Origin of the sequence: Subtercola sp. PAMC28395 (assembly GCF_018889995.1) — a bacterium.
Taxonomy (GTDB): domain Bacteria; phylum Actinomycetota; class Actinomycetes; order Actinomycetales; family Microbacteriaceae; genus Subtercola.
In genome coordinates this window covers 499,668-511,594 of the sequence record NZ_CP076547.1, presented here as the reverse complement: position 1 = coordinate 511,594, position 11,927 = coordinate 499,668, and the positions used below count along the sequence as shown (strand labels likewise).

The 11,927-nt window shown below is 65.8% G+C and carries 13 protein-coding genes; 5 read left to right on the top strand and 8 right to left on the bottom strand.

What is annotated here, in order from left to right; all coding sequences use genetic code 11:
• Nucleotides 1-170 precede the first annotated feature (170 nt).
• Nucleotides 171-635, bottom strand: a complete 465-nt coding sequence (gene aroQ / locus KPL76_RS02495; RefSeq protein ID WP_216334892.1) for a type II 3-dehydroquinate dehydratase — start codon at nucleotides 633-635, stop codon at nucleotides 171-173.
• Between the two features lie 17 nt (nucleotides 636-652).
• Nucleotides 653-1,432, bottom strand: coding sequence for a DUF4190 domain-containing protein (locus tag KPL76_RS02490; RefSeq protein WP_216334890.1), 780 nt, complete (start codon nucleotides 1,430-1,432; stop codon nucleotides 653-655).
• 294 nt (nucleotides 1,433-1,726) lie between these two features.
• Between KPL76_RS02490 and KPL76_RS02485 the strand changes: the two genes are divergently transcribed.
• From KPL76_RS02485 to KPL76_RS02470, 4 genes are all read left to right on the top strand, one after another.
• Complete coding sequence (locus KPL76_RS02485; protein WP_216334888.1) at nucleotides 1,727-2,917, top strand: hypothetical protein; 1,191 nt, start codon at nucleotides 1,727-1,729, stop codon at nucleotides 2,915-2,917.
• Nucleotides 2,918-2,981: 64 nt separating this feature from the next.
• Nucleotides 2,982-3,428 (top strand): MaoC family dehydratase N-terminal domain-containing protein, encoded by a 447-nt coding sequence (locus tag KPL76_RS02480; protein ID WP_216334886.1) that lies wholly within the window; start codon nucleotides 2,982-2,984, stop codon nucleotides 3,426-3,428.
• On the top strand, nucleotides 3,425-3,880 hold the full coding sequence (locus tag KPL76_RS02475; protein ID WP_371733928.1) for a MaoC/PaaZ C-terminal domain-containing protein: 456 nt from the start codon (nucleotides 3,425-3,427) through the stop codon (nucleotides 3,878-3,880). The genes KPL76_RS02480 and KPL76_RS02475 overlap by 4 nt, the downstream gene beginning before the upstream one ends.
• Entirely contained in the window at nucleotides 3,877-5,061 is a 1,185-nt protein-coding gene (locus KPL76_RS02470; RefSeq protein WP_216334884.1) for a UDP-N-acetylmuramate dehydrogenase, read from the top strand. The genes KPL76_RS02475 and KPL76_RS02470 overlap by 4 nt, the downstream gene beginning before the upstream one ends.
• Nucleotides 5,062-5,110: 49 nt before the next feature.
• Here KPL76_RS02470 and KPL76_RS02465 read toward each other — a convergent pair whose 3' ends face one another.
• The 4 genes from KPL76_RS02465 to KPL76_RS02450 are packed head-to-tail and all read right to left on the bottom strand — an operon-like array spanning nucleotide 5,111 to nucleotide 8,801.
• Nucleotides 5,111-5,734 carry a response regulator transcription factor gene (locus tag KPL76_RS02465; RefSeq protein WP_216334882.1) on the bottom strand — a complete coding sequence of 208 codons (624 nt, stop codon included), beginning with the start codon at nucleotides 5,732-5,734 and terminating at the stop codon, nucleotides 5,111-5,113.
• The gene (locus KPL76_RS02460) at nucleotides 5,731-6,969 is read right to left on the bottom strand and encodes a sensor histidine kinase (protein WP_216334880.1); all 1,239 of its coding nucleotides are present in this window, start codon (nucleotides 6,967-6,969) and stop codon (nucleotides 5,731-5,733) included. Before KPL76_RS02460 ends, KPL76_RS02465 begins: the two co-directional genes overlap by 4 nt.
• Nucleotides 6,970-7,842, bottom strand: coding sequence for an ABC transporter permease (locus KPL76_RS02455; protein ID WP_216334879.1), 873 nt, complete (start codon nucleotides 7,840-7,842; stop codon nucleotides 6,970-6,972).
• Nucleotides 7,839-8,801, bottom strand: coding sequence for an ABC transporter ATP-binding protein (locus KPL76_RS02450; RefSeq protein ID WP_216334878.1), 963 nt, complete (start codon nucleotides 8,799-8,801; stop codon nucleotides 7,839-7,841). The genes KPL76_RS02455 and KPL76_RS02450 overlap by 4 nt, the downstream gene beginning before the upstream one ends.
• Nucleotides 8,802-8,975: 174 nt before the next feature.
• On the opposite strand from KPL76_RS02450, the gene KPL76_RS02445 reads away from it, so the two are divergent.
• Entirely contained in the window at nucleotides 8,976-9,893 is a 918-nt protein-coding gene (locus KPL76_RS02445) for a Fic family protein (protein ID WP_216334877.1), read from the top strand.
• 54 nt (nucleotides 9,894-9,947) lie between these two features.
• On the opposite strand, the gene KPL76_RS02440 is transcribed toward KPL76_RS02445, so the two are convergent.
• Entirely contained in the window at nucleotides 9,948-11,147 is a 1,200-nt protein-coding gene (locus KPL76_RS02440) for a pyridoxal phosphate-dependent aminotransferase (RefSeq protein WP_216334871.1), read from the bottom strand.
• A 64-nt stretch (nucleotides 11,148-11,211) separates the two neighbouring features.
• Nucleotides 11,212-11,772 (bottom strand): flavin reductase family protein, encoded by a 561-nt coding sequence (locus KPL76_RS02435; protein WP_216335940.1) that lies wholly within the window; start codon nucleotides 11,770-11,772, stop codon nucleotides 11,212-11,214.
• Nucleotides 11,773-11,927 lie beyond the last annotated feature (155 nt).

Sequence of the window (11,927 nt, the reverse complement as noted above, 5' to 3'; positions counted from 1 at the left end):
GGCCACTTCACGGCCAGGGTCGCGACAATGCACTACATCCCGCCGGAAACTGCAGGCACTGGACCAACTCCAGCCCGCCGGTGATCCGCGCGACGTCTGGTGTCTGCTGGGTAGTATGAGGACCTCATCGCGCAGACTCTTCAGTGCTCCGACGATGACTTCGAGTCGCCCTACTTCGTCAGGTGCTCGTGCAGAGCCTCGACGCCGAATCGGTAGCCCGTCACGCCGGCCCCGACGATGATGGCGATCGCCACCTCGGAGAGGTACGAGAAGTGACGGAAGTCCTCCCGCCGGTGCACGTTCGAAAGGTGGATCTCGACCATCGGCAGCTCTGAGGCCTGCACGGCGTCGCGCAGCGAGACCGAGGTGTGGGTCAGTCCGCCAGCGTTCAGCAGCACGCCGACGTGGGTGGTCCGCGCCCTGTGGAGGGCATCGATGAGTTCGCCCTCGTGGTTGCTCTGCAGGGCATCCACCGCGTAGCCGAATCCGAGCGCGCTCGACGTCACAAGGTGCTCCACATCGGCGAGCGTCTGCGTGCCGTAGATGAGGGGCTCCCGGGTACCGAGCATGTTGAGGTTCGGCCCGTTGAGCAGCAGGATGCGCGGGGTTGGCCCTGTGGGCGGCGTCGGCGTCATGGGGGGCGGACTGCTTTCTACTGGCAGACCGCGCCGATGGCGGTGAAGGAGGTCTGGACGGCGAGACCGTCGGCCTGGATCGCGCTGCTGCCGACACTCGGGTCGGCGACGTAGGCCTGAATGTCGGCGATGAGGGTTTCGAGGTCCCCGTACGCGGTGGTTGCCGTCTGCAGAACCACCGGGTTCGTGATCGTGCCGAGCGCGGTGCCGAAGTCGGTCGACAGGTTCTGCAGAGCGGTCACAGCGCCAGCCGGGTCGGATTGCAGCGACGAGAAGCTGTTGCTGAGTGCGCTCGCTGAGGCGGAGACCTGTTTGTTCAGGATGGTGCAGGCCTCGGCCACAGTCTGGGTCGAGCCGTCGGAGCCACCAGCGCTCGGGTCGTCGGTCGGCAACGTCAGGTCGGTGGGGATCAGTGACGACAGCGCCTGGCTCTGGTCGATGCCGGCCTTCACCACGGCAGCGCCTGTGGCCAGTGCGACGACGAGAACGATCGCCACGATGATGCCGGCGAGAATTCCCGCGTACCCGAGGATCACCCCGGCAAGCGCAAGGCCGCGGCCCTTCTCGCCGGTCTTCTTGATCTGGCTGAGCGCCAGGTGACCGGTGATGACGGCGACGAGTGACAGAACGAAGGCGCTGACCAGTGAGACGATCGCCAGCACGTTGTACCTCTGGTTCGCCGGCACCTGGCTCGGTGGCTGGGTACCGAAGGGCGGCCCCGGCGGAACACTCGGCACCGGCGAGGTCGGCGGCACAGGCGGAGTGGGCGGCACAGGGGGAGGCGTTTCCATGCTCATGTCGTGTTCCTCGGTTCATCGCGGGTCGAACGATACGTCAGCAGCGCGCGGGTTGACCGGCGCAACCGGGAGCGTGAGCCCGTCGCTCGGAGGTACGGCACCGAATCCATGGTGTCGATCCGACACCGGCTCCGTGTGCATCACCCCAGACCGAAGGGTGCGGCGCTTCCCTATCAATCTAGTGGTGTCAAGCCGATTCGGCCCTAGGTGCGAGCGCCCGCCGGGCAGGAGCAGAATGGAACAAGAGGTACACCGAGGTGCCAATGGATATTGTGCACAGAGAACGAGCCCGCTGTGACGAGTGATGCTGAACGCCTGCAGGTCTCTCGCGTGCGAGAAATCGTCGCTGAGGACCCTCGAGCCCTGGCTGCGCTGGAGGATGCCTATTCCGGCCGATTCGCGGTGATGGATGCCCTGTGGTGGTCCGCGCATCCGCTCACCCGCGCGCCAAGCGGCGCGCTCGACCCGGCATTGGCGCTGGCTGCTGCTCGCGCGGCCGCGTATTCGCGCGAGGCATCGACTTCTCCGCTGGTCGCTATCGACGACCCGCTGACAGGGGAGTCGCTCACCGTCACCCGCGCAGAAGCCGCACTCATCCGGCTCGAAGCCCATCTCGTGACCGACTCCCGGACTCTCATCGAGGCGATCGAGCGTTCTCGCCCGCAACTCGAGGAGGCCGAATCACGGCTCGAAGCGGTGGCTCCGAAGACAACGACCCTCGAACATGCACCTCGGCAGGGCACGCCAGTGGCGGGAGCGACGACGGCAGCGGCCGGCTCGTCGACCGCTGGGAGCCGGGGCATTCACGCTCGGGTGGCCAGCGCCAGCGGTGGCGGTGAGGAAGACTCTGAGGGGTCAGACGAGCATCCGGGTGCACGGATCTCGGCCCTGGCGTGGCGTAGGAGGTCGATGATCTGGATGTCGGCAGCAGTGACGATGACTGTTCTCCTGCTCGCCGGGGTCGTGCTGGTCGTGGCACAGCAATCGGGCTCGCTGGGCACCACCACCACCGCGGCTGGGGCGGCCGGTGCGTCTGGGGCGACGCCATCCGCGACGGCCCAAGCCGGTGCGAGCCTCGGGCTGACGATCTTCGAAGACCCCACCCTCGCCCCGGCGATCCCTCCGGCGAACATCGACCCGTACTACAAGCCTGACTCGTTGCGCCTCCTGGGTGTCGCAGACTCCGACCTCACGGTCTACGCCGTCGAGAACCGAATCAACCAACCGTGCCTGCTTGCCGTCTACACCGATGGAACCCAGAGCGCCACGTGCGTGACGAAGGACGAGTTCGCGTCGATGGGGATCGAACTGCGCATCACGAGCCTGAATGCGCGCACGAGCTCAGACACGTACCCGTATCGCTCTGGTGCTCACGACGTGGTGTTCTGGAATCCCGATGGATCGTACGGCGTGAGCTCGAGCCCGGTCGCACCGACCGACAGCTCCAGCTACGGCGTCAACCCGCAGCAGACCTCGGCTCCGTAGCCCATCACCACTCCGGCAGGCGGATGAAGAGCGCTGCCGGTGGGCTGATCGTTAGACTTGCGTGGTGCCAATCAACCCAGATCTCGCGGGCCGGGTGTTCGAGAAGACCTCGCCGTATCTCGTCGGGCGTGAGAAGGTCCGTGAATTCGCTCGCGCGGTCTTCTCGACCAGCCCGCTCAACTTCGACGTCGTCGCGGCCAGGGCGGCCGGGTACAGCGATGTGGTGGCTCCGCCCACCTTCGCTGTCATCCTGCAGCAGCTCACGCTCGACCAGCTGCTCGCAGACCCCGACGCCGGTATCGACTTCTCGCGCGTGGTGCACGGCGACCAGCGGTTCACCCAGACGCGGCCCATCGTCGCCGGAGATGAACTCACGGCCACTCTCACCATCGCCAGCGTCAAGTCCCTCGGGGGCAACTCCATGGTCACCTCTGAATCGCGCATCGAAGACGCGGCCGGGGCCCACGTCGTGACCGCGATCTCGACCCTCGTCGTGAGGGGTGACGAATGAGCGTCATCACATCGGCCGACTTCGCCGCGCTCGCGCTGGGCGATTACGTCGCCGAACGCCAGTTCACCCTCACCCGCGATTCCCTCGTGCGGTACGCCGGTGCGTCCGGTGACTTCAACACCATCCACTATCGCGACGACGTCGCCCGGTCGGTGGGCCTCGAGGGTGTGCTCGCGCACGGCATGCTGACGATGGGTTTCGCTGTCCAGCCCGTGATCGAGTGGCTCGGCGACCCGGCCCTCATCGACGACTACCAGGTGCGCTTCACCCGCCCGGTCTACGTCGACGCCGAGAGCGGTGCCGAGGTCACGGTATCGGCGAAGATCGGCCAGCTCGACGTCGATGCCGGTACGGCCCGCGTCGACCTCGTGGTCACCGCGGCCGGCCAGACCGTGCTCGGCAAGTCCCAGATCCGCATCCACGCCCCGATGGCAGTGTTTCAGGCCCCATGATCGAAGAATCCACCGATGCCTCGCTCGAGCCGCTCACCACGCTTCGAGTCGGGGGCGCAGCGGCGCGACTCGTGACGGCGTCTGATGTCGAGGGCATCATCGAGGCGAGCCTCGATGCGTGGCACGACGGTGACCACTGGATGATCCTCGGTGGCGGCTCGAACGTGGTCGTCTCCGACGACGGCTTCGCGGGCACGGTCATCCGCGTCGCGTCGCGCGGCATCGTCGAGGCCGACACGGTGCCGGGCGACCCGCCTGCGACCGTGCGCCTGCTGGTGCAGGCGGGTGAACCGTGGGACGACGTGGTGAGCTACGCGGTCGAGCGCGGATTCAGCGGAATCGAGGCCCTCTCGGGCATTCCCGGCTCGACCGGTGCGGCGCCGATTCAGAACATCGGCGCGTACGGCCAGGAGATAGCTTCATCTCTCACCGGGGTCGAGTTTCTCGACTACGACACCGAAGAAGTGCAGTGGCTCGGGGTGCACGAACTGGGTTTCGGGTACCGCACCAGCATCTTCAAGGCGGGGCGCCGTGGTGTCGTGCTCGCCGTCGGGCTGCGATTGCACGCAGACGCAGACGCCGGCGCCGGCCGCGGGCCGCAATCCCTCGGCCAGCCGATCGAGTACGGCCAGCTCGCAACCGCACTCGGCGTGCAACCCGGCGATCGGGTGGCAGTGGGGCTGGTTCGTGACGCAGTACTTCGGCTTCGTGCATCCAAGGGCATGATCCTCGACGCAGACGACCCCGATTCGGTCAGCGCCGGTTCGTTCTTCACCAACCCCATCGTGAGCGAGGCGTTCTCACGCACGCTTCCCCCTGACGCACCGCGCTGGCTGGTCGAGCCCGAGGCGGCTCCCGTGGTGAGAGCGCTGGACGAGGCGCCAGAACCCGAGGTCTTCGCCCCTCATGTCGCGCCTCAGGGCGGGTACCCCGTGAAGCTCAGCGCTGCCTGGCTGATCGAACACGCGGGAATCGCCCGTGGGTTCGCGATTCCCGGCTCCCGCGCTGCAATCTCGGGCAAACACACCCTCGCATTGACCAATCGCGGGGGTGCGACCGCGGCCGAAGTCGCCGAACTGGCCCGCTTCGTGCAATGGCGGGTGCAGGCTGAATTCGGTGTAAACCTCTCGCCGGAGCCGGTCTTCATCGGGTTCGACGCCGAGCAGGCGGACTACCTGTAGCCACCAGCCAGCCTGCGGCCTACTCAACCGGCGTTGCCCGCGCCTTCCCTCAGATCAGCCCGAGCTCCATGGCCCGCGTCACGGCCCGCGTGCGGTCGGTCACGGTCAGCTTCTCGAAGGTGTGCTGCAAGTGCGTTTTCACCGTCGCCTCGCCGATGACCAGCGTCCGGGCGATCTCGGGGTTGCTGTTACCGGCCGCGACGAGCCTGAGTACATCGAGTTCTCTCGCGCTCAGCTTCGGAACCGGTGCACGGTCCTCGCGCATCCTCTGCACAAGCAACGAGGCGATCGAGGGCGCCAGCACGGTCTGCCCGGCTGCAACGGCACGCACACCGGCGAGAATCTCCTCCGGGGGTGCCGCCTTCACGAGGTATCCGCTGGCCCCTGCTTCGATCGCCAGCAGAATGTCGTCGTCCGTCTCGTAGGTCGTCAGTACGAGCACCCGGATGCCCGTCGACTTCGCCACGATCCGAGCCGTTGCTTCGGCTCCGCTGAGCCCGGGCATCCGGAGGTCCATGACCACGAGGTCTGGCCTGAGGTTCAGAGCCAGCACAGCGGCTTCGAGCCCATTCACGGCCTGGCCGACCACCTCCACATCGGGTGCTGATTCGAGCAGCGCGACCACGCCGGCGCGAACGATCGGATGATCGTCGGCGACCACCACGCGGATCACGACCCCACCCTCTCTGCGAGCGACGGCAGGGAGACCGTCAGTTCGACCCCGCCCTGGCCGGAGGGGCCGATCGCGAGTTCGCCACCGAGCAGGGCCAGCCGCTGCTGCATGCCGGACAGGCCGAAACCGTCGTCGAGCGGTCGCGACGCGTCGATGCCCGTTCCGTCATCGCCGACCGAAAGAACGATTCGAAGCCGGGCGCCGTCGGAGGGAGCGACCACGGCAGAGGTGGCGGCAGCTGCGCTTCCGGTTGTCGCCAGCCGCATCGTCACCCGAGTTGCGTGGGAGTGCTTCCGCACGTTCGCCAGCGCCTCCTGCGCCGATCTCAGCAGAACGACTTCGACCTCGTTCGGTTCGGGGTGATACCCCTCCGTGGTCAACGTGATGGCGACGCCGGTCTCGCGGGTGAAACGGGTGTTGAGGCGGGTGAGCGCGGCCGGCAGGCCGCCATCCACAGCCACGGGCGTGCCAGCGGCGACGAGCGCCCGGGTTTCGACGAGCGCCTCGCGGGCGATGTCTTCGATGAGGGTGAGGTCGAGCTTCACGGAGGGTTGATCATCCGTCGCCGCTCGTGACGCGCGCTGGGCCACCATCACCAGCCCGGTGAGGCTCTGGGCGATCGTGTCGTGGATCTCGCCGGCCAGCCGTTCGCGTTCGCTCAGAATTCCGCTGTCACGGTTGAGTACCGCAAGCTCATGTTGCGTGGCCTGGAGCTCGGCCAGGAGCCTGGTGTTCTCCTGCCCCTGCTTGAGGGCGAACGAGAACCAGAGGCCGAGGGCGAGGCTGAAGAGCAGGGAGATCGCCTCGATGGTGATCGCCTGCGCGATGGCCCGGGCTGAGGTTCCCGTCGAGAACAGGAACCCGATGGTGACCCCTGCAGCGAGAACGACGTTGAGAATGATTGCGCGGCGAAGCGGGTCGACGGTGAACCAGATGATCGGAAAGGCGATGGCCTGCAGCGTGGCAAGGGACGGGTTGAACCCCACTCCCACGCTGGTGCACACGATGGCCAGAACGGGGAAGGCGAGCGCCCGCAGGCTGGTGCGGTGGCACTCGTCGTAGTCCACGATGAACCCTCGCCACCCGAAGAGAACATAACCGACCGCGAGCACGCCGAGGCAGACCCAGGCGCCGATGGCTGACGTAGGTGATTCGGCGAAGTCGGTGGCAGCGACGGCGGCCATCGCGACGAGGGTGACCCCCACCGCGATGTGCCACCAGCTGAATCTGTTCATTCAGCTATCTTTGCGGATCCAGCGGAAGGTCACGCGGCACACGATGAGCCCGGCGACCAGCCAGACCAGCAGTGCAATGGCGACGCCGCCCAGGTTCCAGGCCCCCCCACTTTCGACGGTTGCGAAGGACTCGGGCAGAAAGACCGAGCGCATTCCCTGCGCCATCCACTTGAGCGGGAACAGGCTGGCGACGGTCTGCAGCCAATCCGGCAGCAGCGAGAACTGCAGGTAGACCCCGGAGATGAACTGCAGAATCAGCACCGGGGGGATGATCACGGCGGTGGCGCTGCGGCCGGTGCGGGGCAACCGAGAGATGGCGATACCCAGCACCGCCGAGGTGGCGATCCCGAGCAGATAGACCCAGGCGAAGGTCATCCACTTGGCCGGGTCTGTCGGCAGGGCCACGTCGAAGGCGAACCGGGCGACCAGAAGCAGCAGGCCGATCTGCAGCAACGACGTCACGAAGACCTGCCCCATCTTGCCGAAGAAGTACGAGAGTACCGGCAGGGGTGTGCCGCCGAGCCGCTTGAGGGTGCCGTCGCTTCGTTCCATGGCGATGTCGACGCCGAGGTTCTGAACGCCACTGAGCAGGATGCCCGCAGCGATCATTCCCGGCAGGTAGAACGCTGCCTGGCTGATGCCGCCTGTACCGTCGGGGTTCGCGCCGACGTTGCCCATGCCCTGGAAGGCGACGGAGAAGATCGAGAGCATGATCACGGGGAAGAGAAAGGTGAAGAAGAGGGTGTCGGTCTGTCGGAAGTAGACCTTCGTCTCATAGCCGATGCGGTTGGCTCCGAGCCGGATCGTGCGTGCGAGGCCGAACGACGGATTGCCTGGATTGGTGCGCGGGGTGCGCAGAGTGGTGGTGGTCATGCGAGTTCGTTCTCCTTCGAGGAGGTGCCGGTGATCGCGGCGCCTGTGGTGGCGGCTTCGGTGGTGAGGGTGTTTGCTGCGACCCTCGCCGACGATTCGCTGTGCGAAGCGGGGTCGGCATCAGCGACCAGTCCGAGGTAGATGTCTTCGAGGCTCGGGCGCACGACCTCGAGGTTCTGTGGTTCGCCGATGCGCCGCACGAGATCGGCGACCGTCGCCCCCGGATCGTGGGCCCGGACTTCGCGGGAGATGCCGTTCTCGAGCCAGCGCACAATGGGTACGCGCGCTTCAGCCGAGCCCAGAGAACCGACGGGCCCGATGTCGATGAGCTTGCCGCCGGCCACGACGGCGGCCCGATCGCTCAACTGTGCCGCTTCGTCGAGGTAGTGCGTCGTCAGCAGAATGGTCGTTCCCTCCCGTTTGAGGCCATGAATCAGTTCCCAGAACTGACGTCTCGCCTCCGGGTCGAATCCCGTGGTGGGTTCGTCGAGAAACAGCAGTTCGGGCCTGCCGATGACGCCGAGCGCCACGTCGACCCTTCGCCGTTGGCCGCCTGAAAGGTTCTTGATGCGGGTGCCGGCCTTCTCCTCGAGCCCGACGGCCGAGATGACGTCGTCGACGTTCCGTGAATTCGGGTAGAAGCCGGCGAACTGCGTGAGCTGCTCGCGTACGGTCACGTTTCCGCTCTCACCCGAGCTCTGCAGCACAATTCCCAGGCGTGCCTTCCATTCGAGTCCGCCGTGCTGCGGGTCGACCCCCAGCACGTGCGCCTCACCGCCGCTGCGGTCTCGGTACCCCTCGAGAATCTCGATCGTGGTGCTCTTGCCTGCGCCGTTCGGGCCCAGCAGCGCGAAGGTCTCACCGCGCGCGATGTCGAAGGTCACTCCGTCGAGCGCAGTGAAGGCTCCATAGGACTTGGTGAGGTTCTGCACGCTCACGGCGGTGTCGTTTGAGGTCATGAGACCATCGTGCACTCGCGCGGCTCGCAGCAACAGCCGTCGGCTCACCTATTTGTCCATCCCCCTATTGGGGGATGGACGCGGCTCCTTCGTGTTGCGATCATTCACGCAGTGAGAAATTCCTGTGAGGTTCCACATCTTCAGAATCGGCGAAGACCGGGGGTGGCAGTTGAAATGGGTGCGGACCCCGGTCTGTTGGGCAGCTCTGATCTGGTCTCCGATCAGGAGATCCAGCGCCGGATCGATTTTGCCGACGCGGCCCTTGCGCTGGTGAGGTGCGGGCCCGGCGATATTCGGCACCGTGTTCTTGTGCGACGGGTCGCTTCTGGCGCACTCCCAGCAGAGGAGGCCGTCGCCATAACCGCAGCCCGAGTCGGGGCGACGATCGGCGACCCTGATCTCACAGTCGGAGCTGGCGGAGATCTCTACGAGATCCCCGGGTCGACGACGTTGCGCAACCGCCTCATCTCTGCAAACCATCATTACGGCATTGAAGACAGCGCAGAGCTCCGACGAATCGAACAGGAGATCTCCCGGATCCGGTTGGTCGAACTTGCCGCCGTGCCGGTTCAGGGGCACCTCGACTACGACCACATGAAACACATCCATCGGCGGCTCTTCGGAGACGTCTATCACTGGGCTGGTCACGAGCGGGTCGATCCGTCATCGATGATGCGCTTCGCCCCCGACGCAGTGCACTTCGAACCTGGTGATCTTTCTGCCCCTCCGATGAAGTACAAGTACTTCGCAGGCTCGGAGATTGCCGAGGCCTCGTCTATTGTCTACAGCCAGTTGCACGCGTTGCGTTCGCGAACGGATCTAAGCCGTGAGGGAGTTCTCGATCTCATGGCGGAACTGGCGGGTGAGATCCAGACCATCCACGCTTTCCAGGATGGCAACTGCCGCACGGTCTACGTCTTCGCACTCCAGTTCTTCGAAGACATCGGCTACCCGGCCGACCCGAGCCAATTTCTGGGGGACTCCCACCTTCGCGAGCGCATGATCCACGCCCGTCACCAGAATCACGCAACGGGTCGCCATGAGGCCTACTTCCGCACGTTCGACGCTCTTCTGGCCCGAACAAAGAACTGAATCCAGCGATTCAGGCGTGCACCAGTTGCGCTGGATCTGGCCGGGCTGTCGGCCTCAGCTGAAGAGGCGCTGAAGCCGCGAGACACCCTCGGCGAGTGCCTCATCGCTCAGCGCATACGACAACCGCAGGAACCCGCTCGGCCCGAACGCCTCACCGGGAATCACCGCGACCTCGACCTGGTCGAGAATCAGGTCGGCGAGCTCGAGTGAGGTCGTGGGTGTGACGCCACCCCATTCGCGGTTCAGCAGGCCCGTCACATCGGGGTACACGTAGAACGCGCCCTCGGGTGTGGGGGTATGGATGCCCGGAATCGCGTTGAGCCCCGCAACGATCGTCGTGCGGCGGCGGTCGAACGCCAGCCGCATCTCCTCGACGGCGGTCTGCGGGCCGGTCAGTGCCGCGAGGGCGGCGCGCTGCGAGATGTTCGAGACGTTCGACGAAAGATGCGATTGCAGGTTTCCGGCGGCCTTGATGGCATCGGCAGGGCCGACCATCCACCCCACACGCCATCCGGTCATGGCGTAGGTCTTGGCCACGCCGTTGACCAGGATCGTGCGGTCGGCCAGCGCTGGCACGGCCTCGACGATCGACACCGCCTTCACGCCGTCGTAGGTCAGGTTCTGGTAGATCTCGTCGGAGATCACCCAGAGGCCGTGTTCGTCGGCCCATTCACCGATCGCCTTCGTCTGCTCCGGTGAGTAGACGGCCCCTGTCGGGTTCGACGGTGAGACGAACAGTAGAACCTTGGTTCGCTCGGTTCGGGCCGCCTCGAGCTGCTCGACGGTGACGAGATACCCCTGATCGCTGCCGGCGAAGACGTCGACGGTCACTCCGCCGGCGAGGGCGATGGCCTCGGGGTAGGTGGTCCAGTACGGCGAGGGAACAAGTACCTCGTCGCCCGGGTCGAGGAGCGTCGCGAACGACTGGTAGACAGCCTGCTTGCCGCCGTTCGTCACGATCACCTGCGCGGGGCTCACTTCGAGGCCGCTGTCCCGCAGGGTCTTCGCCGCGATGGCCTCCCGCAGCTCAGGGAGACCGACGGCCGGCGTGTACTTGTGGTTCTTCGGGTCGCGCGCTGCGGCGACGGCAGCCTCGACGACAAAATCCGGCGTGGGAAAGTTGGGTTCGCCGGCGGCGAAGCTGATGACTGGCCGTCCCGCAGCCTGAAGTGCCTTCGCCTTCGCGTCGACCTTGAGGGTCGCTGATTCGGCAATGGAAGAGATGCGGTGCGAGATTCTGGCGCGTTCAGTCACCAGACAAGTTTAGAGCACGACAGTCCAGAGTCCTCGGGCAACCGGATGCTCGGCGAGCCAGAGATCAGACGATCTTCGAGTTCTCGTCGAGGCGGTGCCAGGTGCGGTTGTGGTACACCAAGGGGTGCGCCTGAGACGCGTCGGCAGCCTCGTCGCCCGGCCCCGGTGCGTGCGTCTCGAGGGCCTGCACCGCGACCACGGTCGACCCGCCGGCTTGCATCTGGTTGACGATCCGACCCCGGATCCACGCGTGTGCAGCCGGAAAATAGGGCTCACCCGTCGGCAGTCTCTTCCAGATGTTCGTGTCCGCGAAGCGGTCGATGCCGCTCGTTGCGCCTAGTTTCGCGATGTCGAGCTGGTCAGCGCCCAGGAGATGAACGACCACCGTGTCGGCGCTCCGAATCGTTGGGGCACTCGACGAAAGCTCCGAGACGGAGAAGACCAACAGGGGCGGCGCGGCGCTGACGGAGAACACGCTGCTCGCTGTCATGGCGACCGGGCCGTCGCCAGCGTCGGCGGTGATCACGGCGACGCCAGCCGGGTGATTCCGGAACGCTGCTTTGAATTCGTCAGGAGTAACAGTCTCTGCACTCGGGTGCTGAACGAGGTTGTGTTCGTTCGCGATACTGTGCTCGGCCGTTTCGTTCTGCTCCACGTTGTGCTCGAACGGGTTTGGCGCCTGTGCGTTACTCACTGTCACTCCTGGGCCTTTTGTCGTATGGGCTGCTGCCAGCCTAAGTCGCCCCGTGTTTCATGGGAATTTCGCCGTAACACAATTGC